The 23,835-nt window shown below is 71.6% G+C and carries 22 protein-coding genes and 1 pseudogene; 10 read left to right on the top strand and 13 right to left on the bottom strand.

Going from position 1 to position 23,835, the window contains the following annotated elements; translation table 11 throughout:
• Nucleotides 1-52: 52 nt before the first annotated feature.
• From AB0C30_RS32755 to AB0C30_RS32725, 7 genes are read right to left on the bottom strand one after another with little or no spacing between them, the layout of a single operon-like run.
• The gene (locus AB0C30_RS32755) at nt 53-1,666 is read right to left on the bottom strand and encodes an AMP-binding protein (protein WP_357951903.1); all 1,614 of its coding nucleotides are present in this window, start codon (nt 1,664-1,666) and stop codon (nt 53-55) included.
• Complete coding sequence (locus AB0C30_RS32750) at nt 1,663-2,244, bottom strand: hypothetical protein (RefSeq protein ID WP_357951902.1); 582 nt, start codon at nt 2,242-2,244, stop codon at nt 1,663-1,665. Before AB0C30_RS32750 ends, AB0C30_RS32755 begins: the two co-directional genes overlap by 4 nt.
• Complete coding sequence (locus AB0C30_RS32745) at nt 2,234-3,403, bottom strand: beta-ketoacyl-[acyl-carrier-protein] synthase family protein (protein WP_357951900.1); 1,170 nt, start codon at nt 3,401-3,403, stop codon at nt 2,234-2,236. Before AB0C30_RS32745 ends, AB0C30_RS32750 begins: the two co-directional genes overlap by 11 nt.
• Complete coding sequence (locus AB0C30_RS32740) at nt 3,400-3,876, bottom strand: hypothetical protein (protein ID WP_357951898.1); 477 nt, start codon at nt 3,874-3,876, stop codon at nt 3,400-3,402. Before AB0C30_RS32740 ends, AB0C30_RS32745 begins: the two co-directional genes overlap by 4 nt.
• Nucleotides 3,860-4,342 carry an acyl-CoA thioesterase gene (locus tag AB0C30_RS32735; RefSeq protein WP_357951896.1) on the bottom strand — a complete coding sequence of 161 codons (483 nt, stop codon included), beginning with the start codon at nt 4,340-4,342 and terminating at the stop codon, nt 3,860-3,862. Before AB0C30_RS32735 ends, AB0C30_RS32740 begins: the two co-directional genes overlap by 17 nt.
• Nucleotides 4,339-5,706: an aminotransferase class III-fold pyridoxal phosphate-dependent enzyme gene (locus AB0C30_RS32730; protein ID WP_357951894.1), complete on the bottom strand. Its 1,368-nt coding sequence runs from the start codon at nt 5,704-5,706 to the stop codon at nt 4,339-4,341. Before AB0C30_RS32730 ends, AB0C30_RS32735 begins: the two co-directional genes overlap by 4 nt.
• On the bottom strand, nt 5,703-5,957 hold the full coding sequence (locus AB0C30_RS32725) for an acyl carrier protein (RefSeq protein ID WP_357951892.1): 255 nt from the start codon (nt 5,955-5,957) through the stop codon (nt 5,703-5,705). The genes AB0C30_RS32730 and AB0C30_RS32725 overlap by 4 nt, the downstream gene beginning before the upstream one ends.
• 238 nt (nt 5,958-6,195) lie before the next feature.
• On the opposite strand from AB0C30_RS32725, the gene AB0C30_RS32720 reads away from it, so the two are divergent.
• Nucleotides 6,196-6,867 carry a class I SAM-dependent methyltransferase gene (locus tag AB0C30_RS32720; protein WP_357951890.1) on the top strand — a complete coding sequence of 224 codons (672 nt, stop codon included), beginning with the start codon at nt 6,196-6,198 and terminating at the stop codon, nt 6,865-6,867.
• A gap of 35 nt (nt 6,868-6,902) precedes the next feature.
• Here the strand turns inward: AB0C30_RS32720 and AB0C30_RS32715 are convergent.
• The 3 genes and pseudogenes from AB0C30_RS32715 to AB0C30_RS32705 form a co-directional block, all read right to left on the bottom strand.
• Nucleotides 6,903-7,811: pseudogene (locus AB0C30_RS32715) on the bottom strand (RNA polymerase sigma factor); the annotation flags it as partial.
• A gap of 464 nt (nt 7,812-8,275) precedes the next feature.
• A complete protein-coding gene (locus AB0C30_RS32710; protein ID WP_357951888.1) occupies nt 8,276-9,700 on the bottom strand; it encodes a wax ester/triacylglycerol synthase family O-acyltransferase in 1,425 nt (474 codons plus the stop codon).
• Between the two features lie 31 nt (nt 9,701-9,731).
• Nucleotides 9,732-10,784, bottom strand: coding sequence for a winged helix DNA-binding domain-containing protein (locus tag AB0C30_RS32705; RefSeq protein WP_357951886.1), 1,053 nt, complete (start codon nt 10,782-10,784; stop codon nt 9,732-9,734).
• A gap of 9 nt (nt 10,785-10,793) precedes the next feature.
• Between AB0C30_RS32705 and AB0C30_RS32700 the strand changes: the two genes are divergently transcribed.
• Both AB0C30_RS32700 and AB0C30_RS32695 read left to right on the top strand, forming a co-directional pair.
• Entirely contained in the window at nt 10,794-12,023 is a 1,230-nt protein-coding gene (locus tag AB0C30_RS32700; protein ID WP_357951884.1) for a cysteine desulfurase-like protein, read from the top strand.
• 21 nt (nt 12,024-12,044) lie between these two features.
• Nucleotides 12,045-13,016 carry a tyrosine-type recombinase/integrase gene (locus AB0C30_RS32695; RefSeq protein ID WP_357951882.1) on the top strand — a complete coding sequence of 324 codons (972 nt, stop codon included), beginning with the start codon at nt 12,045-12,047 and terminating at the stop codon, nt 13,014-13,016.
• A 61-nt stretch (nt 13,017-13,077) separates the two neighbouring features.
• On the opposite strand, the gene AB0C30_RS32690 is transcribed toward AB0C30_RS32695, so the two are convergent.
• Both AB0C30_RS32690 and AB0C30_RS32685 read right to left on the bottom strand, forming a co-directional pair.
• A complete protein-coding gene (locus tag AB0C30_RS32690; protein WP_357951881.1) occupies nt 13,078-13,428 on the bottom strand; it encodes a hypothetical protein in 351 nt (116 codons plus the stop codon).
• 114 nt (nt 13,429-13,542) lie between these two features.
• Nucleotides 13,543-15,519: an AAA family ATPase gene (locus AB0C30_RS32685; protein ID WP_357951880.1), complete on the bottom strand. Its 1,977-nt coding sequence runs from the start codon at nt 15,517-15,519 to the stop codon at nt 13,543-13,545.
• A 61-nt stretch (nt 15,520-15,580) separates the two neighbouring features.
• Here AB0C30_RS32685 and AB0C30_RS32680 point away from each other — a divergent pair, with 61 nt between their 5' ends.
• The 7 genes from AB0C30_RS32680 to AB0C30_RS32650 all read left to right on the top strand — a co-directional run bounded on the left by AB0C30_RS32680 (nt 15,581) and on the right by AB0C30_RS32650 (nt 23,065).
• Entirely contained in the window at nt 15,581-16,192 is a 612-nt protein-coding gene (locus AB0C30_RS32680; RefSeq protein WP_357951878.1) for a TetR family transcriptional regulator, read from the top strand.
• Between the two features lie 8 nt (nt 16,193-16,200).
• Nucleotides 16,201-18,309 (top strand): polysaccharide lyase family 8 super-sandwich domain-containing protein, encoded by a 2,109-nt coding sequence (locus AB0C30_RS32675; protein ID WP_357951876.1) that lies wholly within the window; start codon nt 16,201-16,203, stop codon nt 18,307-18,309.
• 39 nt (nt 18,310-18,348) lie between these two features.
• Nucleotides 18,349-18,873, top strand: a complete 525-nt coding sequence (locus AB0C30_RS32670; RefSeq protein WP_357951874.1) for a PadR family transcriptional regulator — start codon at nt 18,349-18,351, stop codon at nt 18,871-18,873.
• 218 nt (nt 18,874-19,091) lie between these two features.
• On the top strand, nt 19,092-19,835 hold the full coding sequence (locus AB0C30_RS32665) for a siderophore-interacting protein (protein WP_357951872.1): 744 nt from the start codon (nt 19,092-19,094) through the stop codon (nt 19,833-19,835).
• A gap of 73 nt (nt 19,836-19,908) precedes the next feature.
• The gene (locus AB0C30_RS32660) at nt 19,909-20,505 is read left to right on the top strand and encodes a CoA pyrophosphatase (RefSeq protein WP_357951871.1); all 597 of its coding nucleotides are present in this window, start codon (nt 19,909-19,911) and stop codon (nt 20,503-20,505) included.
• A 248-nt stretch (nt 20,506-20,753) separates the two neighbouring features.
• Nucleotides 20,754-21,413 carry a lysophospholipid acyltransferase family protein gene (locus AB0C30_RS32655; RefSeq protein ID WP_357951870.1) on the top strand — a complete coding sequence of 220 codons (660 nt, stop codon included), beginning with the start codon at nt 20,754-20,756 and terminating at the stop codon, nt 21,411-21,413.
• Nucleotides 21,414-21,487: 74 nt separating this feature from the next.
• Nucleotides 21,488-23,065, top strand: coding sequence for a penicillin-binding transpeptidase domain-containing protein (locus AB0C30_RS32650; protein ID WP_357951869.1), 1,578 nt, complete (start codon nt 21,488-21,490; stop codon nt 23,063-23,065).
• A gap of 5 nt (nt 23,066-23,070) precedes the next feature.
• Here AB0C30_RS32650 and AB0C30_RS32645 read toward each other — a convergent pair whose 3' ends face one another.
• Nucleotides 23,071-23,766, bottom strand: coding sequence for a PadR family transcriptional regulator (locus AB0C30_RS32645; RefSeq protein WP_357951868.1), 696 nt, complete (start codon nt 23,764-23,766; stop codon nt 23,071-23,073).
• Nucleotides 23,767-23,835 lie beyond the last annotated feature (69 nt).

The following is a 23,835-nucleotide window of genomic DNA, read 5'->3' as shown; positions in this document are numbered from 1 at the left end:
CGAGGAGGAGCCGTCTCACGGTAGGCGGCCGTTTTCCTTGTAGGCGGCCGTCTCACTTGTAGGCGGCCTCCTGGGCGGGGATGCCCCGGATCCGGCAGGGGCGTTCGGCGCGGAGCAGGAAGCGGTGCAGCTCGGCCCGGACGCGCCGTACCGCGTCATCGGTGGCGTCGCGCATGTACAGCTCCAGGACGAACCGCTGCCCGTCGTGCTCGGTGTGCTCGTCGTCGCCCGCGTACCTGCTGCGCCGATCGTCGCCCGCGTACGTGCCGCGCCCGTGCTCACCCGCGTGCCTGCCCTGCCCATCGTCACTGGCGTGCCCGGCTCGGCGGCCGGGGCACAGGCGGGTGGTCGCGGCCACGACTCCGGGCAGCCCCATGGCCAGGCGGCGTACCGACGGCAGCGACACCTTGACCCCGTCCACGACGCAGGAGTCCCCCATGCGGCCGGCGAAGTAGAGATAGCCATCCGAGTCGAGACGGAACAGATCCCCGGTGGCGATCTGCGCCGAAGCGGTATGGGGGTCAGGAGCGCGGCCCTCAGTGGCGATCTGCCCGGGAGCGGTATGGCGGTCGAGAGCGCGGCCCTCAGTGGCGACCTCCCCTGGAGCGGTACGGCCGTCGGTGGCGCCGACCCGCCGCACGAGCACGGTGTCGGAGGTCACCAGCAACTCCCCCACCCCGTCGCGTACGTTCCGCAGGGACACCCCGACGCCAGGCAGTGGGCGGCCGACCGAGCCGTGCCGGTGGGCGGGTTCGAGATGCGCGGCCAGGGTGCTGACCCGTGGTCCCGCCTCCGTCAGGCCGTACGTGATGTACACCTCCAGGTCGCTCCGCGCCCGCACCAGCGCGGTGACCTCCTCCGACGGCAGGGCGTCGCCGCCCACGGTGAGCATGCGCAGGCCCCGGGGCGGCGCACCGGGCACCAGGTTCCGCAGGAGGAAGGGGGTCAGCGAGGAGCTTGTCACGCCGTGGCGGCGTACGGCGTCGAGGTAGCCCCGCGGGCTGAACGGCGGCCCGGTGACCACCAGGCGGGCACCGGTGACCAGGCCCGCCAGCGCCTGGGCCACCAGGGCGTAGGAGAAGTTCAGCGGCAGCGTGACCAGCATCGTGTCGTCGCTCCGCAGCCCAACCGCCCCGGCGTGCCTGGCGGCGTTCCGGAACAGGGACGAGGCCCGGTGGAGGCAGCCGCTGAAGATACCGGAGGTCCCGGAGGTCAGGATGATCACGTGGCCGGGCTCGTGGTACTGCCAGGGACCGGGGAGCGTGGCGACAGCGGTACGGCCGAAGCGCCTGACCGCCGTACCGGGAACAGCCCTGCCGTACGGGGTGACCAGCAGGCGCGCGCCGAGACGACGGGCGACCTCCACGAGGCGACCCGCGGGCATGGCGGGCGGGACGGCGACGGGCACCGCTCCGCCGTGGAGCGCGCCGAACAGATACCGCAGCAGCGCCGTCCCGCTCGGCAGAGCGAGAACCACCACGTTCCCCAGCCGATCGGTCAGCTCGGCGAACACCTCGGCGATGGCCGCGACGGACGTCGCCAAGCCAGGCTCTGCGCCGCCACCGCCGTCGCGACCGTCACCGTCACCGCCGTCGACGTCAACGGCTCGCTCGGCAAGGTAGGTCTCCACCTCGCCGAGCGTCGGGCCAAGGTCGTCGGCGCTCATCCCGGACCTGGGATCCGGCCATCGGCATCGCCGCGCCTCGCTGCTCGCGCCCGCGCGGCGGCGTTGCGGCGATCTGCTGCCGGGGCCAGGATGCGGGCGGCGACGGTGTGGTGACCGTTGTTCTCGCTGTGCTCGGCGACGGCGACGTAGCGGCACTGGCCCGTCGCCAGCCAGCCGGCCGCGATCAGCGCCACGACGGGCCCCGCGCGCTCCGGCGGCATGCACACCAGCAGGCTGGGGCCGCGGAAGCCGAGCGTGATGCAGAGCAAGCCGGCGAGCGAGCCGGGGTTAGCGCCGGCGAAGCGTAGCGGAGAGATGCGGCCCCGGGCGGCCGTGTCGGCGACTGAGCGCATGGTGTGGCGGGTCCCGTGGTCGCTGACGGCCAGGGCGCCGATCTCGGCCACCCGCCGACGCACCGCCTCCGGTGCCCCGGCCAGCGCCGCCTCGACCGCGGCCACCACGAGCCAGGCCGCCGGGTCGGCGTAGAAGGAGGCGGTCCGGCGCCCGGCCGCCGCCAGGTCGCCGGTCTCGCACAGCCCGTGTGCCAGGGTGGCCAGGCCGGGGCGATCACCGTACATGCCGCGCTCCCCGGGTGAAGGCCAGGCTCGTGATGAACCCGCCGAAGCCGAGCGTCAGGCTGAGCCCCGCCCCGGGCCGCAGCCCGCCAGGCCGACCGGCGGGGACCGGAAGGGGGAACCCCTCCAGCACCTCTTCCAGGCCCGCGACCGGCGGCACCGTGCCGTAGTGCAGCGCCAGCACCACCGCGATGGCCTCCAGCACGCCGGTGGCGCCGAGGGTGTGCCCCAGCGCCCCCTTGGTCGCGAACACCACAGGCGGCGCCGCGCACCCCGCGAACAGCCCGGTCAAGGCGGCCGACTCGGCGGCGTCGTTGACAGGTGTACCGGACCCGTGGGCGTTGATCACGGCGATGTCTTCCGGGGTGATCCCGGAGGCGGCCAGGCAGCGCCGCACGGAGAGGCCGACTCCGCTGCCGGCCGGGTCGGGCGCCGTCATGCCCGCTCCGTCGTTGGCCACCCCTGTTCCGGCCAGCACCGCGTACGGCTCGGCGCCTCGGGCGCGGGCGGACTCCTCGCGTTCGAGTACGACGAATCCCGCGCCCTCCCCCAGCAGCGTCCCGTCGGCCCGGCGATCGAACGCGCGCAGCCGAGTGGGCGACATCGTGCCCAGTACGGTGTGCGCGAGCCGCTTGGCCGGGGTGACCACGTCGGCCGCGCCGCACACGCTCACCTCGGCGGCTCCCGACCGGACCACCTCGGCGCCCACCGCGATCGCGTCGGACCCGGACGAACAGGCCGTACTGACGGCGACGGGCGGCAGCCGCAGCCCCACGGCGGCGGCGACGTCGACCGCCCACTGGTACAGATCCCCGTCCTCATCGTCCAGGTGCGCCCCGAAACTGGTGCCCAGCACGGGGTACGGGTCCACCACCGCGCCAGGGACGACCCCGGACGGCCCGCCGACGTCCAACGAGCGGGGCGTGAGCCCGGCATCGGCGAGTGCGCGCGACAGTGTGCTCTCCGCCAGGGCCCGCTGCCGTGATGACGGCTTCAGCTCCGGCGACGGGTCGGCCAGGGTCGCGGCGAGCGGGTTGCGCAGCCGGTGCTCCGACGGTACCTCCCGGAACCCGTCGTCCCCGTCGAGCAGCCGCTGCCACACCCCGGCCAGGCTGTCGCCCAGGGCGGTGGACCAGGCCATGCCGGTGACCCAGACGTTCACCACAGCCGCCGCCCGAGCTGCTCGACCGTGACCCGGATGAGGGAGCCGCGGAAGGCCGCCACCCGTTCGCCCTCCACGGTCGCCCGGCAGGAGAAGTGGAAGGTGTTGCCGATGATCCTGTCGCTGCGCACGTCGAAGATCACCTGGTCTCCGACCACCACGATGCGGTGGAAGCGGCTGTGCGCCGAGCCGATGAGCGTGAGTTCGTCGTCGGCCAGCTTCGACGTGCTCATCTGGTAGAGGATGATGCCCGACTGGGCGATGGCCTGGACCAGGTGGCTGCCGGGGTAGATGCCCCGCTCGGGGAAGTGCCCGGCGATGGCGTCCATGCTGCCGGACACCGACAGCATGCTGCGCAGGTACTCTCCCGGCACGTAGTCGAGCACCCGGTCGATGTAGATCATGGGGTGGCGGTGCCGCAGCCACTGCTTGATCTCCGTGAATCCCAGGGTCGAGTCACCCGTCTCGGCCATCGGCCCTCTCTTCGCTCAGCTGGGCGCGCAGCGCGGCGCGTAAGGCGGCGGGCAGCGGTGCCGGACTGCCGTCGGCCGCGTTGACCAGGCACAGCACGAGCGTGCCCGAGGCGAGCAGCGGCCCGGCCCCGTCGTCCGGACGATCGGGCAGGCGGCGTACCGTGCCGGAGACTCGCCATGAGGCCCCGCCCACATGGTCGACGTCGGCGCGTACCTCGATCCGGTCGGGGAAACGGGCGGCGGCTCCGTAGCGCATGCGTAGTTCGGTCACGGCCGGCTGCAGCTGGTGCTCGCTCATCAGGCGGGTGCCGACGCCCATCGCCTCCAGGTCCTCCAGCAGCGCGGTCTCGATGAGCGAGGCGTAGCGGGTGAAGTGGACCACCCCCGCGGCGTCGGTGTCCACGTGCTCGACACGGCGGCGAAGCGGCCGCGGCCCACTCACCGGCCCGCTCGTCGGCCCGCTCACCGAGCCGCCGTACCGAGGAACGTCGCCGTTCCCCGCCGAATCGCGGCGACCAGCTCCTCCACCTCGGCTGGGCTGGTGACCAGGGGCGGCGCCACGCGCATGGTGGGGAAGACGTACGGCAGGCCGTGGGAGCGGCGCCCCGCCCCGGCCATGAACTCGATGTAGCAGCCCGCCCTGATGATGTGCGACCGCAGCTCGCGCAGCCGGTCCGCGGCGTCCTCCGTGAGCTCCAGCCCTTGCAGCAGCCCCGTACCCCGCAGCCCGCGATAGGTCTCGGGGAAGCGGTCGAGCACCTCCCGGCCGAGGAGCGCGGTCAGCCGCGCGCCGAGCTCGGCCGAGCGTTCGAGCAGCTTCTCCTCCTCGATCAGCCGCAGGCCGTCGTGGATCACCGCGCAGGTCAGCGGACGCAGGTCGGAGGTGGCCACGGCACCGGACGGCCGTACGGACAGCGACCGCCTGGCGATCACCATCGAGGTGGACAGCACGCCCATGCCGAGGCTCTTGCCGATGACGGTGATATCGGTGGGAATCGGGCCGTCCTCGTCCGCCATGGCGAAGAACCGGCCGGTCTTGGCGAACGTGAGGACCTCGTCGGCCACCAGCAACGCCCCATGCTCGGCGGCGAGCGCGGCCAGGGTCCGCAGGTAGCCGGGCGGGGGGACCAGCAGGCCCGCGTCACCCTGGACCGGCTCGACGACCACGGCCAGCAGGCGCTCTCCGTGGCGGTCGAAGAACTCGCGTAACGGCTCCGGGACACCGAACGGAAGGTGCTCCACCGTCAGCCCGTACGGGCCGTCGGCGGCCATCCCCGGGAGCCCGGCGCGGAAGTGGCGCCGGTTGAGCAGCGGCGTGAGCGCGCCCGTCCATCCGTGCCACGCGCCCTGGAAGGCGAGCACGAGATCGCGGCCGCCCCGCTCCGGGTCGGGCCGCGTCCGTCGATGGTCGTATCTCGACTCCAGGACCAGCCGCACGGCCAGTTCCATGCCCTCGGAGCCGGAGTTGCGGCCGGCCGCGTGGTATTCGCCCGGTGGGAAGTGGTCGCGCCACAGCCCACCGGGGCCGAGCGTCGCGGCGAGGAGGCGGGTGCGTTCGGCGACCTCGATCTCGTCCGTCGCGTACCCGAGATCCGTCGCCGCGCGCGTCAACGCGCCCAGCACGGCCGGGTGCCCGGCCCCGAGGCAGGCGCTGGCGTACCCGCCGGAGGCGTCGATGACCTCGAACGGCTCCCCGGCGCCGCCGCGCTCGGCCAGCCGCAGCCGCACGCCACGGCCGCCGACCGAGACGAACGGAAGCCGGCTGCCACCGTAGTGATCCAGGTGCAGGCTGTGGGACGGCGACGCGGCGGTCAGGCCCGCGTGGTTCACGTCCCGCCGCCCTGCAGGCGCCGGATGAGCGCGGCGAGGGCGGCGATGGTACGGAAGTTCTCGGGTACGAAGTCCTCGTCGGAGACGCGGACATCGAAGATGTCCTCACATTGCACGCGGAGTTCGGTGAATCCCAGAGAATCGAGCCCGTAGATGTCGCGCAGGCTCTCGTGGTCGCTGATTTCCTCGGCCGGCGTCTCGACGAACAATTCGGTCGCCAGAATCTTCTTTATGGTGCTCTCGATTTCCATTACACCTCCGGACAAAGCGCATGGTAAAGAGAACGGCACAGGACGTGGCAGCTTCGTCACGGAATAGCAGGTCGGCCGCGGAATCCCGGGGCCGTTGGCCGCCAACACCGCCCAGCATGAACCAACCGATGTTGTTCGTCAATTGCATCCGGCGTCACGGAGTTCACAGGAATTCAACAGGATGAAGCGGAAATGGGAATTACCCCGGTGGGCCGCCTTTCCGATCTACAGTGCGGTTATGAACACGGGTACTGGACCGGGGGTGTTCACCTCCGACGGCTCACCGGTGGAGTTCTACGCCGCGATCGACGCCGCGGGCGAACCGGAGATCATTCAGCGGGGTGTGCCCGTGGGCGGGTCGATCCTCGAACTGGGCGCGGGCACGGGCCGGGTCACGCACGCCCTCACCGCCCTCGGCTACGACGTGGTGGCCGTCGACGAGTCGGCCGAGATGCTGGCCAGGGTCGAGGGCGCCGAGCGGGTACACGCGCGGATCGAGGACCTCGCGCTTGAGCGGCGCTTCGACGCCGTGCTGCTGGCCTCGCTGCTCATTCATGTGCCGCTGGTCTCGACCAGGCGGCGCTTCCTCGACTGCTGCCGCCGCCACGTGCGTGACGACGGCGTGGTGGTGATCCAGTGGATTCCGCTGGACGTACGCGCCACCTGGTCAGTGGGGACGACCTTCGGGCGGTCCGGGTTCACCACCACGATCACCGAGTTCGCCCCGTCAGGGCGGGATCTGGTGAATCTCACCCTGAGGTACGAGACCGACGGCCGACTCTGGACCCAGTCGATCGTCGAGCGGCCGCTCAGCGACGACCAGCTCACCACGGCTCTGGCCGAGTCCGGGCTGGTCGTGGACCGCTTCCTGACCTCCGACCGGACGTGGCTGACCGCCCGTCCCAGCTGAGCCGCCCGTCCTAGCCGGGGTACGGGCCACCCGTCCTAGCTGAGGTATTCGCGCAGCGCCAGAGCCCTCGACGGGTGGCGGAGCTTGGACATGGTCTTGGCCTCGATCTGCCGGATCCGCTCGCGGGTCACGCCGTAGATCCTGCCGATCTCGTCGAGGGTCATCGGCTTGCCGTCGTTCAGGCCGTACCGCATGGAGATGACGCCCGCCTCGCGCTCGGACAGCTCGTCGAGCAGGGCTCGCAGCTGCTGCTGGAGCAGGGTGAACGAGACCGCGTCGGCCGGGGAGACGGCCTCGGTGTCCTCGATGAGGTCGCCGAACTCGCTGTCGCCCTCCTCGCCCAGCGGCGTGTGCAGGGAGATCGGCTCGCGGCCGTAGCCCTGCACCTCGGCGACCCGGTCGATGGGCAGCTCGGTCTCGACGGCGATCTCCTCGGGCGTGGGCTCGCGGCCGAGCTCGCCGGACAGCCGCCGCTGCGCCCGCGCCACCTTGTTGATCATCTCGACCATGTGGACCGGGATGCGGATCGTCCGCGCCTGGTCGGCCATCGCCCGGGTGATGGCCTGCTTGATCCACCACGTGGCATAGGTGGAGAACTTGAACCCGAGCCGGTAGTCGAACTTCTCGATCGTACGGATCAGCCCGAGGTTGCCCTCCTGGATCAGGTCGAGGAAGAGCATGCCGCGGCCGGTGTAGCGCTTGGCGATCGAGACCACCAGGCGCAGGTTGGCCTCCAGCATGCGTTCCTTGGCCCGCAGGCCGTCGCAGGCGATCCATTCGAGGTCGGCGCGGAGCTGACCGGGCAGATCGGCCTCCGTGCTGAGGCGCTCGGCGGCGAACAGTCCCGCCTCGATCCGCTTGGCGAGGTCGATCTCCTGCTCGGCGGTGAGCAGCGGCACCCGCCCGATCTCCTTCAGGTACGCCTTGACCGAGTCAGCGCCGGCGACGGGGGCGCCGTCGGCGATGTTTTCGTCTAGCTCGAGAACCTCTGCTGCTTGGGACAAGACACTCTCCTCGCTCGGGTCGTTCGACTGGCGAATATCGATCTCGGACCAAGAAGTCCCTCGGGGGCGAGGGAGCGGGAGACGCAGCGGGTCGTCGCCGACCACGCTGTCCGGCTGCTCCTGATGCGCGGGTCCGGCTGGACGACCGCGGCCCGGGGGGCGAAGATGGCCATCATCGGTTACTTCCCGCGCGCGGGTGATTCGGCACCTGTCCGTCGTAAGAGGTTCGCCGTGGCCGCGCGCGGCAGGGCGAGAGTGAACTCGCCGCCATACTCGTTAAGGCGACGAGACGCGTGTCCGGCCTCAGTCCCACCATCGTCTTCCACGCTACCCGCTGCCCGGCCATGCTCGGCGCCCGCCCGGCGACCGGTAAAAGCCGCCGGTAGAAAACGGGGCAGCGTGCGCTATTGCGGCAGGTTCCGTTCCGCGTTGAGCAGTTCGTCCAGCGCCCCGCGCAGATCGTCGGCGAGCTCCCACGCGTCGGGCACCATCTCCCGGTCGGTGACCACGCCGATGTCCAGGGAGCCGTCGTAGGAGAAGGCGGTGATGTTCACCCCGCCGCTCACGTCGGTGATCACCGAGACCGGGTAGTGGGTGAGCAGCCGGGCGCCGCACACGTACAGGGGGAACTGCGGGCCCGGTACGTTCGAGATGGCCACGTTGATGGGCGGCGCGGTCTGCCCGACCAGGCCGAACGCCGATCTGGAGGCCAGCCCCATGAGGGCGGCGGGCATCGACTCGCTCAGCTCGCGCAGCCACCGCGCGGGCGCCAGCGAGAACCTGTCCTTGATCCGCTGCATGGCGAGCCGCACCTGCTGCAGCCGCGCCACGGGATCCTCGAGGTGGACGGCCAGCGGCGCCGTCATGAACGTCACCTGGTTGCCACCCGTCCCCGCCTCCCGCAGCGAGAACGGCACCCCGGCGATCAGCGGCTGACGCGGGACGCCGCCGTGCGCGGCCAGCCACCGGCGCAGCGCGCCCGCGCACACGGCCATCACCACGTCGTTCACCGTCACCCCGAACGCCTTGCGCACCTGCTTGATCTCCTCCAGCGGCAAGGAGACGAACGCGAAGCGCCGATGCTCGGAGACCGGCCCGCTGAACGGCGTCTTGGGCGCGGGCAGCGACGGCAGTTCCGGGGCCTGCCCGGAGCCGGCGACCCGGCGGGCCAGCCCCGACACCATCCGGCTGCCCGGCAGCGACGACACGACGGGGATCTCGTCCAGGTGCGGCATCGCCCGGGCGGCGAAGCGCACCGCCTGCGCCGGATTGCCGGCCAGCCTGGCGAGCCCGCGCAGGACCATCTCGGCCGCTCCCGGCGGCTCCGAGTCGCGCTCGGGCGCGACCGCGGGCGCCGGCGCGGGTATGGGGCCCACGTCGAGGAGGGCGGCCAGTACGTCGGCGCCGCCGATGCCGTCCACGGCCGCGTGATGGATCTTGGTGTAGAGCCCCATGCGGCCGCCGGACAGGCCGTGGATCAGGTAGATCTCCCACAGCGGCCGGCGGCGGTCCAGGCGGCGGGCGTGCAGCCGGGACACCTGGTCGGCCAGCTGCCGGTCGTCGCCGGGCGGCGGCAGCCCGATCTCCCGTACGTGATAGTCGAGGTCGAGGTCGTCCTCCTGCACCCAGTAGGGGTGGTCCAGCCCGAGGGGCACGAACGCGAGCTTGCGCCGCAACGCGGGCACGTACGGCAGGCGCCGTTCCAGCAGGGCCTGGAGGTCGGCGCGGTTGAGATCGCCGTCCAGGATGGCCAGGCCGGCGATGTTGGCGATGTTCGTCGCCGTCTCGAAATGGAGAAACTGGGCATCCAGGGCGGTCAGCTGCGGCATGGCTCATACCTCCGCCCCGAACAAATCAGAATCAGCTCATTACTTCAAGTGAGCGGGCCTCCGCGTCCGGCTCGGCGAAGGCCAGCAGGGCCATCGCCTCCTCCTCCAGCGCCTCGGTCGGCACCGGGGTGAAGGGCGTGAGGAGCAGCTTGGCCTTCTTACCCGTGCGCCTGATCTGCCAGGTCCCGGCCACGAAGCCGTCGACCAGGTAGGTGGCGCGGACGCGCAGGTTCTTGGTGACGACCTCGCCGCGGTGCTCCTCGGCCAGCACGCGGGTACGGTCGGCGTGGCCGAGCATCAGATTGTCGAAGTCGGGCAGGAACCTGACCGGCGCCGGCACGTCCTCCTCCGGCCTGGGCGCCTCGGGCAGGTCGAACAGCTCCCGGCCGCGCTCGTCCACCAGCACCTCCAGCCGGTCGCGCATGCCGTTCAGCACGGCCTTGAGCCCGCTCAGCCCCGACCACGTCTGCATGTCGGCGGCGGTGGCCGGGCCGAACGCGACCAGGTACCGCTCGACGAGCGTCCCGATGTCCGGCTCCGCGGCGAGCTCGATGCCCGGCAGGGCGAAGGCGGCCTCGCGCGGGAAGCTCCACCGGTCCTCGGTCGGCACCATGATCAACGGGACCATCATGCGCACCGCGTAGCCGAGCGCCCGGTCGTAGGCGCCCGGGAACTCCCTCTCCAGCCTCGGCCGCAGTTCGTTGAACGTGTGCGGCCCCTCGGCCAGCAGCCGCTCCGCCGCTACCGCGACGGCGGCGAAGTCGACCTCCGGGAAGCGGCGCGCCGCGGCGGCGAGCAGCGGCTGTAACAGGGGCCGGAACTCGGCGAAGTCCGCCGCGGTCACCAGGTGCAGGGTGGCGCGCATCATGGTGGCGCGCACGAGCGTCCGCGCGCGCAGCGCCGCGTGCAGGTCGGCGCGGGCGAACCCGTCGAGCCGGGTCCACAGTCCCAGGTACGGCGGGCGCGGCTCCTGCGCCTGCAGCCCGGCCAGGCGGTGCACGACGGCGGCCACGCCGCCCTGGTGGCGGCGCAAAAGATGCTGCCGCGCCAAGGTGGCCCGGTTGAGCTCTCTCAGGGTGAGCATGAACACATCATGCCCTTTGCCACTAAATTTCCGGTCGCTAAATTCCCTGTTCAATCGGTACGCGCGACCTATCCCGCGCTGGACGACGGCCACGCCTATCTCGACGGCGCGGCGGGCACTCAGGTCCCGCAGTCGGTGATCGACGCCATCGTGAGCGCCTACCGTACGGGTATCGGCAACGCGGGCGGCGCCTTCGAGGCCAGCCACCGCGCCGACGAGATCGTGGCGGCCTGCCGCGCGGCCGTGGCCGACCTGGTCGGCTGCCTGCCGGACGGGGTGATCCTCGGGCCGAATATGACGACGCTGACCTATCGCCTGGCCGGCGCGCTGGCCCTGGGCTGGGGCCCCGGCGACGAGGTGGTGGTCTCGCGGCTCGACCACGACGCCAATGTACGGCCCTGGATACAGCTCGCCACGCGCGCCGGGGCGACGATCCGCTGGGCCGAGGTGGACCCGGCGACCGGGGAGCTGCCGGTGGAGCAGTACACGAACCTGATCGGCGAGCGTACCAAGCTGGTGGCGGTGACCGCCGCGAGCAACGTGCTGGGCACCCGCCCGGACGTTGCCGCGATCACCACGCTGGCACACGCGGCGGGGGCGCTGACCTACGTGGACGGCGTGCACGCCACCGCGCACGGCCCCGTGGACATCGCGGAGCTGGGGGCCGACTTCTACGCCACCAGCGCCTACAAGTGGTCGGGCCCGCACATCGGCGCGGTCATCGCCGATCCGGCGCTGCTGGAGACGATCAGACCGGACAAGCTGGCCTCCTCCCCCGACACGGTGCCGGATCGCTTCGAGTGGGGCACGTCCCCCTTCGCCGATCTGGCCGGCGTGACTGCCGCGGTGAACCACCTGGCCACCATGGTCCCCGGCACCGGGACGCGCAGGGAGCGGCTGCTCACCTCGCTGTCCGCGGCCGAGGTGTACGAGCAGGAGCTGTTCGCCGTGCTGATCGCGGGCCTGGAGGCGATGCCGCACGTCACGTTGTACGGCAAGCCCGCCAGGCGTACCTCGACCGCCTACTTCACCGTCGCCGGGCGCACCCCTCGCGAGGTCGCGGAGGCGCTGGCCGCGCGCCGCGTGAACGTGTGGAACGGTCACAACTACGCCTGGGAGCTGACCGGCGCGCTGGGCATCCGCGACTCCGGCAGCGCGGTGCGGGTCGGGCTGGTGCACTACAACGACCATTCTGACGTCGACCGCCTGCTGAAGGCCGTGACCCGCCTCGAAGAGTGATCCCGGGGCTAAGATCGCCGGGTGAGCCTGCCCGCCGTACCGGGCCTGCCGACCACGCTCGTCGAGCCGGCCCGCGACCCCTATCACGTCTATCTCGACTCGCTGACCAGCCCCGAGTCGCGCCGCACGATGCGCGGCTGCCTCGACCGGCTGGCCCGCCTGCTCACCGGCGACGAGGCGGCCAGCGGCGCGGGCCAACCGTGGCATCTGCTGCGTTACGAGCACACGGTACGCATTCGCACCCTGCTGACCGATCAAGGCTGGTCGGCGGCCTACGTCAACAAGCACCTGGTGGCGCTGCGCCGGGTGCTGAAGGAGGCGTGGCGGCTCGGGCAGAGCAGCGCGGAGGACTACGCGCGCGCCTCCGACCTGGCTCCGGTACGCCAGAGCCGCCTGCCCACCGGTCACCACGTGCCACCGGAGGTCGTGGGGGCGGCCCTGTCGGCCTGCGACGACTCACCCGCCGGGATCCGCGACGCGGCACTGATCGCGGTGCTCTACTCCACCGGCTGCCGCCGCGCCGAGATCGGCGGCCTGTCGCTGTCCGACTACGACCCTGGCGCCCGCTCGCTCCGGGTCCGCGGCAAGCGCGACAAAGAGCGGATGGTCTACCTGACGACCGACGCGATCGGGCTGGTCGAGCGGTGGCTGGCGGTGCGGGGCGATGAGGCGGGCGCGTTGTTCAGCCCGATCAGCAGGATGGGCCGCGTACGGATGCGCGAGGGCCGCCCCGTCGGGCTGACCGGGCAGGGCATCGCCGACATCCTGGCAAGGCGGCTGGGCGAGGCGGGGGCGTCCCGGCGTACGGCGCACGACTTCCGTCGCACCTTCATCGGCGAGTTGCTGGACGCGGGCGTCGACCTGGCCACCGCCCAGGCGCTGGTCGGCCACTCGTCACCGGCAACCACGGCCCGCTACGACCGCCGCCCGGAGAAGACCCGCCGCGAGGCCGTCGACCGGCTCCGCCTGCCGGCCGCGCGACCGCTCCGCTGAACCTTCCAGGTGCTGTCCCTGCCCACCGTCCTGGCCGGGCGGCAGGCAGGGGACGGCGGGATCAGGTGTTCATGTTGGACACCACGATGTAGCCGATGACCATGCCGAGGATCATCGCCACACCCGAGGTGACCGCGGCCCACTTGCCCAGCGTCTCGCCGCGCGTGTGGCCCGCGATGCCCAGCCCGATCCCGGCCAGGCCGAACAGAATAGGGATGAACAGCAGGGATATCGCCGCGCAGACGAACGCGATGATCGACAGCAACTGCCCGGCCGACTTCTGGCCGGACTGCGCGTACGGCGCCTGCTCGTAGGGGGGCGGAGGCGGCGGCCCGGGGGGCGGCTGCTGCGCCCACTGGGCCTCACGGCGGGACGGATCGTCGCCCGGGGGCTGATCCTGGGGGGAGGTCACGATCTGGGCTCCTCTCGAGAACACAACCAAGTCGGCGGCCCGTTCCTGACGTGAGGCCATCACACACCGTGTCGGTCGTCCTGTCGAGCGGATCAGGCTACGACATCTGGTAATTCAGGTGATTTCGGGGGCTGTAAAGACATCGAGAGGTAGCGGCCGGGAGTGCACCACATCCAGCCGGGAGACCGCGCGGGTGAGCGCGACGTACAGGCGGTTGAGGCCGCGCGCCTCGGCCTCGACGATGGCGGCGGGCTCGGCCAGCACCACGTGGTCGTACTCCAGGCCCTTGGCCATCGAGGCGGGCACCACGCTCAGCCGCTCGCCGATGTCGAGGCCGCCGTTCCAGAGGGCGTCGGTGAGCGGGCCGGCGTCGGCGTCGGCCGCGATGACGCCGATCGACCCCTCGAAGGTCAGCGCCTCACGGGCGGCCGCGACGACCCCCTTCTCCAGCTCGGTCACCTCGGTGACGAGCAGCCTGCCGTCGGTGCGGTACGACGTGGTGGCGGGCACGTCCACGTCGAGCGCCGCCAGCAGCCGGTTGGCCGGGCCGACCACCACCGCGGGCACCCGGAACCCGGTCGTCAGCGCGACGATCCCGGCCTCCGGCTTGCCGAGCAGTTCCAGGTGCCGCGGCCAGGACACGGCCGCCCATGGCGTGGTGCCCTGCGCCAGGTCGCCGAGCACGGTGATCGAGCCGTGCTCGCTGCGCCTGGCCACCGCCCTGCACTGCATCGGCGACAGGTCCTGCGCCTCGTCCACGATGACGTGGCCGTAGCCGCGCGGCCGTTCCAGCAGCCCGGCGATCTCGTCGAGCAGCACCAGGTCGGCCTCGGACCACTTGGCGCTCTTGTAGCCGCGCGGCGGCCGGGCCCAGGTGATGGCCGCCCGTTCGTCGGCCGTCAGGATCGGGGCGGCCGGTTCCGGGTCGCTCAGCAGCGCGCACAGGAGCTCCTCGGGGCGTACGGCCGGCCAGATCTCGTCCAGGAACGGCGTGAGCGCCTTGCCGATCTTGCGCGTCCAGACGGCGTTGCCCGTGTGACCGCGCAGCTCGGCCTGGCGCCGCATCAGCTCGGTGATCCGGGCGCGCACCCGTTCACGCCCGATCGCGTACGGCATGGCCTCGCGCCGCGTGTCGTCGACGATGCGGCGCAGTTCGTCCTCGCCGACCCGCCACCGGTAGGAGCCGTCGGCGACGGAGACGGGTTCGACCGGTTTGCCGATGCGCCCGTACAGGGCCTTGCGCAAAACCTCGGCCATCCGCGCGTCGTGCTTGACCAGCGCGGCGGCCGTGCTGTCCGTGGCCGTGACCGCGACCGTGCCCAGCAGCCGCTCCAGCGTGGACTGCTCGACGTCGACCTCGCCCAGCGCGGGCAGCACCGCCGAGATGTATCCGAGGAAGGCCCGGTTGGGACCCAGCACCAGCACCCCCGAGCGCTCCAGCCGCTGCCGGTGCGCGTACAGCAGGAACGCCGCCCGGTGCAGGCCGACGGCCGTCTTGCCGGTGCCAGGTGCGCCCTGCACGCAGATCGACTCCTCCAGCCCGGCACGGACCAGGTCGTCCTGCTCGGGCTGGATGGTGGCGACGATGTCGCGCATCGGGCCGACGCGCGGCCGTTCGATCTCGGCGGCCAGGATCCGGCTCTCGGTCTCCTGGCCTTGGGCGAGCCGTTCGTCCTCGAACGACGTGAGCGTGGTGCCGGCCCAGCCGAATCGGCGGCGTACCTCGACGCCCAGCGGGTCGCGGGCGCTGGCCCGGTAGAACGCCCGAGAGACGGGCGCCCGCCAGTCGATGACCACCGGCGGGCCGCCGTGCTCGCCGGTGATGTGCCGCCGGCCGATGTGGTAGCTGCGCCCCCGGTGCTCGGCGGAATCGCCGCCGAAGTCGAGCCGTCCGAAGAACGGCGGGCCCTCGGGCTCCTCGCTCAGCTCCTTGGCCAGGCTCTTGAGGTGGCGGCCGAGCCGTTCGGCGCTGTAGCGGTCGCCCGCCACGCTCTCGCCGACGATCACGTTGTCCCGTGCCGCGTCGAGCATCCTGCGCAGCCCGGCTCCGCACTGTTCGACGTATCGCCTCTCCTCGTCGAGCGTGGTCATTCCACCTCCAGTTAACTCGGTTAATACTTTTACCAGGTTAACACTTTGGTAGAGTGGCCTCATGACAGGACTTCGGCAGTTGCAGAGGGAACACGTGCGCGAGGCCATCTCCACGGCGGCCATCTCGCTCTTCCTGGCGCGTGGTTTCGACGAGGTCCCCGTCACCGAGATCGCCGCCGCCGCGCGGGTGTCGAAGCCGACACTGTTCAAGTACTTCCCGGCCAAGGAGGACCTCGTCCTGCACCGCATCAGCGACCACCAGGGCGAGTTCGCGCGGGTGGTGCGGCAGCGCACGGCCGGCGAGCATCCGCTGACGGCGCTGCACCGGCACTTCCTCGACGCCCTGGCCCGGCACGACCCGGTCACCGGGCTGAACGACCAGCCAGAGGTGATCGCCTTTCGCCGCATGGTGTTCGGCACGCCCAGCGTGGCCGCCCGCCTGCTGCATCACATGTCGATGGATGAGGACGCCCTGACCGCCGCGCTCGCGGAGGCCCCGGAGATCCCCGACGCCCTCACCGCCTCGCTGCTGGCGGCGCAGGTGCTGGCCGCGCACCGGGTACTGGCCAGGTACAACTGGCAGTCCCTGGCCGACGGGCGCGCGCTGGCGGAAGTAGAGCCGGAGGCCGTACACCGCGCCGACCGCGCCTTCGCCCTGCTGCGCCACGATTGAGGAGCGACATGCCAGATCTCGAAACGGCCGTCGCCACGGCCCTCGAAACGGCCAGGGGCCGGCTGCGGCACGAACTGCTGGACACCGCCTCCGGCACCACCGCAGTCGGCGCGGCCACCGGCCTGGCCGACCCGGCCCTTCTAACCGGCCCCATCCCCGACCTCCCGACCAGCCTTGTCGCCGGCCCACCGGCCAGTCCCGGCGCCGACGGGCCCACCCCTCTGGTGAACCGGCTCGGGGCTGATGGCACTTGGCCGGACCTCGACTACGCCGACCGGGGCGACGGCCGGAACTGGGCACCGCTGGAACACCTGTCCAGGACCCTCTCCCTGGCGCTCTCCCCACAGCACCATGCCAGCGCGCTCACCGCCCTGGACGCCTGGCGCCGCCGCGGGCCGCGCAGCGCCAACTGGTGGTACAACGAGATCGCCGCTCCCCAACTGGCCGGAGACGCCCTCCTGCTACTCGCCGACCGGCTCGACCCGGCCGAGCGCATGGCCTGGGGCACCTGGCTCGCGGGCTGCGCGGGCCATGGGGAGATGACCGGCCAGAACCTCGTCTGGACCCAGGCGGTCGTCCTGCGCCACGGCCTGCTGGTGGACGACGCCGACCTGGTCTCCTCGGCGGTCGCGCGGATGGCGACGACCCTGCGGCCGACCCACGGCGAGGGCATCCAGGACGACTTCAGCTTCCACCAGCACGGCGCGCAGCTCTACTCCGGCGGCTACGGCTTCGCGCTGGCCGCCGACCTGGGCTTGTGGATCTATGTGGTGTACGGCACGCCGTGGGCGTTCGGCGGCACCGAGGTGAGCTTCTTCACCGACTTCCTGCTGGAGGGCCTGCAGTGGGCGATACACGGGGGCGTCTTCGACTTCACCACCATGGGCCGCAACATCACCCGAGCGGACGCCCACCGACCCACCCCCGACCTGCGAACCGCGATCCGCCGCCTGCGCGCGTCCGGCGCGCCCCGGCAGGCCGAACTGGCGGCCTTCGAACAACGCCTGGCCGAGGCCGAACAGCCGACCGCGGAACGCACTGCCGGGACCACTGCGGAGCCCGCTCCCAGCTCCACTCCCAGGGCCACTGCGGGACCCGCTCCCGGGTCCAGTGCCGGGTCCAAGGCGTCACGGCTCCCTACCGGGACCGAAGGCGTACAGCCCGCTGCCAGGACCGAGGCCGCACGACCCGCTGCCGGGCCCGTTGGGTGTCGTTATTACCCACGTTCCGACTACCTCGTGCACCGGCGGCCCGGCTGGTCGGTGTCGGTGCGCATGTCGTCCACCCGTACCGCGCCCACCGAGAGCATGAACGGCGAGAACCTGCGTGGCCGCCACCTCGGCGACGGCGTCGCCCCCATCCGGGTCGGCGACGGGCCGGAGGACGGCTACCGGGGGGTCATCCCACTGTGGGACTGGGCGCGCCTGCCCGGTGTGACCGCCGAGCAACCCCCCGACCCGGCGGCGCTCCTCCCCCGTCCCAACGACCGGCACGGCGCGTCACCGGACGTCGGCGGCTGGACGGACGGCCGCCACGGCGTGGCCGTGATGCGCCTTGCGGGGACCGACCGGATCACGGACGGCTGGAAGGCGTGGTTCTGCTTCGACGACGTCTTCGTCGCGCTCGGGGCCGGGATCACCGCGCCGTCGGCCGCGTACAGGGTGGTGACGACGATCGACCAGCGCCTGGCAACCGGCCCGTTGACGATCGACCCGTTGGCCACCGGGCCGAGGACCACCGGGCCGAGGACGACCGGGTCCTTCGTGCATCAGGGGCAGATCGGTTACCTGCCGCTGTCCGACCGGGAGCCCCTTTCGGCGCGGGTGGAGCGCCGGAGCGGCAGTTGGGCGGACATCACCGCGACCGGGTCCACCGCGACGCTGGCCGCCGAGGTGTTCACCGTCGGCTTCGACCACGGCCCGCGGCCGGCCGACGCCACGTACGCGTGCCTGGTCCTGCCCGGCGCGGACGCGGCGGCCACGGCCGCGCGCTGGGCGGACCCCGGTGTCACCGTCCTGTCCAACACTCCCCTGCTGCAGTCGGTCCGCTGCGACCACAGCGGCGTGACCCTCACCGCCCGCCACGACGCACGGGGGCTGGCCTTGACGCGGAGCTGAGGTTTACTTCGTTATATCGTTCGATATAGCATCCGAGCCATGATGAACGCACGCCGCGCGCCCGGCGGAGGCGGTCTCGGGCCGACCGGGCGCTTCTTCGGGCCCGGTGAGCTGCGCCTGGCGATCCTGGCCCTGCTCGCCGAGCAGCCCGGCCACGGCTATCAGGTGATGAACCGCCTCGCCGACCGGTTCAACGGGACGTACGAGCCCAGCGCGGGCTCCATCTACCCGACGCTGCAGATGCTGGAGGACGAGGGCCTCGTCCGGGTCGAGGCGGCCGAGGGCCGCAAGGTGCACCACATCACCGAGGCGGGCCAGAGCGTGGTCGGTGAGCAGGCCGAGGAGATCGACCGGCTCTGGGCGCGGGCGGCCAGCCGGGGCGAATGGGGGATGTTCCGCGAGCCCGAGGCGGCCGAGATCATCGGCCCGGCCCTGCGCCTGGTGAAGGCCGCGGTCAAGACGCTCGCCCACGCGCACGGCGACCCCCGGGTGGTCGACGAGATCCAGACGATCTTCATCGAGGCCCGCCGCCGGATCGAGCAGCTGGACCCCCGCCGCCGCTGACCATCCGCGCTCAGCTTCACAGGTCCGCGCTCAGCCCGGCCACAGGTCCGCACACAGCCCGCCCGCGCGTTCTCGCTCAGCCCGTACGCACACAGCCCGTACACACACAGCCCGCACGCACTTAGCCCGTACGCGCGCAGCGGCCCGTACGCGCTTAGCGCGTAGACGCGCAGCCCGTACGCACTAAGCCCGCGTCCGCACTCAGCAAGGAGTTGGAAATGAAGACGACCATCACCCGCGCGCTGCGCGACCGGCTGTTCGTCGTCGGGGAGGTGTTGGAGACCGAGCAGGTGACGCCGCGCATGCGGAAGGTCAGGATCGGCGGCGAGGCCCTGAGCGGGCTGAAGTGGACCCCCGGCCAGCACGTCCGGCTGGCGGTCAACGACATCTTCGCCGCCCGTACGTGGTTACGGGGCGAGATCACCGACGCCCTGCGTACGTACTCGATCTGGCACCACGACCCCAGCTGGCAGACCATCGAGCTGATCGGCTTCGACCACGGCGGCGACGGACCGGGCACGACCTGGATCAGGAACGCCCACCCCGGCCAGGAGATCGCCTTCACCAAGCCGGAAGGCAGCCTCGTGGTACGCCCCGCGCCCTACCATCTGTTCGCCGGGGAGGAGACGGCGTCGGTCGCGTTCGGCGCGATGCTGCGCGCGCTGCCGCTGGGCGAGACGGTGTTCGGGGCCGTGGAGGCCGATGGGCCCGGTGACCATCTGGACCTGCCGCGCGAGCTCACCCGGGTCTGCCGCGACGGAGCGTCCGCCGCGAACTCCGAGCTGCTGGTGGAGGCCGTCAGGAAGCTCGACCTGCCGGACGAGCCCGGGGTGGCCTACCTCGCCGGGGAGGCCCGGACGATCCAGGCCGTCCGCGCGCATCTCGTACGCGAACGGGGCTGGCAGCGCGGGGACGTCCGGACGAAGCCCTTCTGGACGCCCGGCAAGCGCGGACTCGACTGACACCTTCCGGACGCCCGGCAAGCGCCGTCTCGAATGACATAGGTGGATATAGCGGGCGTGAGATCCTGTGCTGGTGCTTCCTCCGATCGATGAGTTGCGTGAGCTGGTCGCCACCCGCCTGACCGCCTTCGACCGCCGGGAGGTGCCGCCGGCCGAGGGGGTGCGCCGGGCCGCCGTGACGGTGTGCGTGCTCAAGGACCCGGCCGGCCTGCCGTACACGATCCTCATCAGGCGGGCGTCGCGCGGACGCAATCCCGGGCAGTGGGCGCTGCCGGGCGGGCGGCTCGACGACGGCGAGCAGCCGGTCGAGGCGGCGCTGCGGGAGCTGGCCGAGGAGACGGCCGTCACCGGTGTCGAGGTGGCGGGGCTGCTCGACGACTTCGTCACCGACTCGGGGTTCGTCATCACGCCGGTGGTGGCCTTCGGCGGGGAGCAACGACCGGTCGCCGACGCGCACGAGGTGGCCTCGGTGCACGCTGTGCCGCTGGAGCGGTTCCTGGCGCCGGGGGTGCCGCGCTGGCGCGGCGGGCTGCTGCAGATGCCGCTGGGGCCCTCGATCGTCGTCCACGCGCCGACGGGGGCGATTTTGTGGCAGTTCGCGGAGGTCGCTCTGCGTGGCCGTGAGCTGCGGGTCTTCGACGTCGCCCAGCCACACTGGACCAGAACCTGACCGTTTCTTTTAGGCCGGTGGAATACGTGCCGCCGGATGTCCGTTAGCATCGAATGGCCGATGTGGTCTGTGTCCCCCGGGCCGCAAATTACCGCCTTCACGGAATACCGTTCGGCTGGAGCCGTGTTGTGCATCTCGCCGAGGAGGCGACCGCCACATCGGCCTTAGGCTTTTCAGGCGCCCCGGTTCCGGCCGGGGCGCCTGCTCTAGGGTGGGTGGCCGGACCGCCGATCATCCAGGAGAGCCCGTTGCTATATGAAGTGGTCAAGTTCGCCGCTACGCCGATCGCCCATGCGATGTGCCGCCCGCACATCTCCGGCGCGGCGCACGTGCCGAGGACGGGACCGGCGATTCTCGCCGCCAACCACTTGTCGGTGCTCGACTCCTACCTGCTGCCCGCGCTCCTGCCGCGGCACGTGACGTTCGCCGCCAAGAAGGAATACTTCTCCGGCAACCCGGTCTCCGGCTGGTTCATGCGCCTGGGCGGCAGCCTGCCCACCGACCGCGACAGCGCGCACGCCGCGCAGGAGATGCTGGACGCCGCCGCCGACCTGCTGGACCGCGGCGAGTTGTTCGGCATCCACCCCGAGGGCACCCGCTCCCCCGACGGCCGCCTCTACCGCGGCAAGATCGGCGTGGCCTGGCTGGCGCTCAAGACGGGCGCGCCCGTGCTGCCGGTGGCCCTCAGCGGCACCGAACGCGTGCTGCCGGTCGGCGCCAAGGTGCCGCGCCCGGCCAGGATCGGCATCACGATCGGCGCGCCGATGCGGTTCGAGGGCGACCACAGCAAGGCCCGCGACCGCCGCCGGGTGACCGACGAGATCATGGCCGCGATCCGGGAGCTGTCCGGTCAGGAGTACGTGCCGACCTATGCGTCGAGCTTCAAAGCTGCCAGCAATATGTCCTAATTTGTCGCTAAGCTCTGCAACCTGTCGATGACCATGGGGGCTGACCAGTGGCGCGTGGCCGCACCATCGCGATCGTGTCCTGCGTCACCGTGCTGGCGGCGGGGGCCGCTGCCGGTGGCGCGTACTACGTGTTTCATACGAGAGGCACACCCGCCGAGACGGCGCGGCTTTTCGCCGCCGCCTGGCAGTCGGGTGACAAGGCGGCCATGAGCGCCACGCTGGCCGCGCCGCAGCAACTGACGGCGTACGACCAGATGCGCACCGGCCTCGCGGTCGAGTCGACCTCGGTCAAGCTCGGCACCGTCACCAAGTCCGGCGACGACCGGGCCCACGTGCCGTACACCACGACCTTGAAACTGAAGAACATCGGCGACTGGACCTACGAGGGACAGATCGACCTGAAGGTGGCCGATCGCGCCTGGAAGGTCGACTGGACGCCCAAGACCCTGCACCCGTCGCTGACCGCCGGCGCCACGTTCGCGCTCAAGACGCGCTGGCCCGACCGGGCGAAGATCACCGACGCCGACGGCGGCCGCATCGACGACGGCTCGGCCGGCGGGTCGGTGCAACAGCTCGTCGGCTACCTCGAGAAGGCGACCAAGAAGGACGTGGCCAAGCTCGGCTCCTCCTACCAGGTCGGCCAGGCCATCGGCCGGGACGGGCTGCAGGCGACGTTCCAGAAGCAGCTGGCCGGCACCCCGGCGACCGAGATCAAGGTCGGCGACAAGACGCTGCAGACGATCGAGGGCAGCGAGGGCGAGGATGTGAAGACGACGCTCGACCCGCGCGCGCAGGCCGCGGCGGTCGCCGCCGTCAAGGACGTCAAGAAGCCCACCTCGATGGTCGCGATCAAGCCGAGCACCGGCGAGATCCTGGCCGTGGTCAACAACCAGGGCGGCTTCAACCGGGCGCTCGACGGCCGATACCCGCCGGGCTCGACGTTCAAGGCCGTCACCGCGATCGGGCTGCTGGCGGCCGGGATGTCGCCCGAGGACAAGGTGACCTGCCCGATGTACGCGACGGTGGGCGGGTTGAAGATCCGCAACTCGGAGAAGGAGGAGTTCGGGTCGCTGTCGTTCCTCGACTCCTTCGCGCACTCGTGCAACACCACGTTCGCGCCGCTCGCCGAGACGCGCCTGAGCGCCGACAAGCTGCTCAAGACGGCTGAGGACGTCGGATTCAACCAGCCGCTGAACATCGGGGTGTCGGCCACCAAGGCGAGCTTCCCCAAGGCGGAGTCGGACGCCGAACTGGCCGCCGAATCGTTCGGGCAGGCCAGGATCACGGCCAGTCCGCTGTCGATGGCCTCGGTCGCGGCGGCCATCGCCGACGGCACCTGGCGGCCGCCCACGCTGGTGCCCGACCTGAAGCAGAAGGCGGCCGAACAGCCGCTGCCCGAGGGCGTCAAAACCAACCTGCACGCCATGATGGCCGCCGTCGTCTCCAAGGGCACCGCCAAGGCGTCCGGGCTGCCCTCGGGCACGCTCGGCAAGACGGGCACGGCGGAGTACGGCACCGGCGACAAGCTCAAGACTCATGCCTGGTTCATGGGGTTCAAGGGTGACGTGGCCTTCGCCGTGGTGGTGGAGGGCGGCGGCACCGGGGGCAAGGTCGCGGCCCCGGTGGCGGCCACCTTCCTGCGCCACCTGTGACCCGATCAGCCCGCCAGGCCGCCTCTGTCCAGGCGGGCTCTTTCCGCCGTGCCGATCTCGTCCGCGTGACCCCTTGTCGCGGGGCCAGTCGCGACCGGTGCGGGGCGGGTGTTCTGGTGGTAGACCCGCCACTGGTCGATGCCGGGGAACGTGCCGATCGTCAGCTCCGCCAGCAGCGCTCCGGTCCACGCCTCCTCGGCCATGCTCATGGCCAGGGCGTATTCGGACTCGATGAGGAACAGCCGCGGGATCTCGCCGCGCTCGACCTCCAGAGTCTCGCGCTGGACGGCGATCCGGTCACGAAGCAGGGCGAGCCGCCGCCGGAGCAGCGCGGTGACCTCTTCGGGGTCGAGCCCGCCCATCACCGACAGCCCGGCCTCGAACCCCGTCGGCTCCCGTTCAGGAGTCCCCAGAAGCTCGCGCGTCCAGTCCTCGGCCTCCTCGCGGCCGTCGGCGGTGATGCGGTAGACGGTCCGCTCGGGCCGGCCCCCTTGCCGGGCGCTCTGGGTGGCCCTGATCAAACCGTGCTTCTCCAGATTGCGTACCACTGTGTAGAAGGAGCCCCACTTGATGGGCGTCTCGCGGTCTTTACCACGGGCCCGCAGGACGGATGCCATCTCGTACGGATGCATCGGCCGTTCCGCGACCACCGTGAGCACGGCGAGGGCCAGCAGATTGGCCACCCGGCGTCGTTGCGCCACCCACACCATCCTCGTAGACGAATATTCGTGGGCGACTATACGCATGCGAGTATTCCGGGAGCAATAGGA

This window comes from Nonomuraea sp. NPDC048901, assembly GCF_040649695.1.
GTDB lineage: Bacteria > Actinomycetota > Actinomycetes > Streptosporangiales > Streptosporangiaceae > Nonomuraea.
This window is presented reverse-complemented; position numbering and strand designations above follow the sequence as displayed.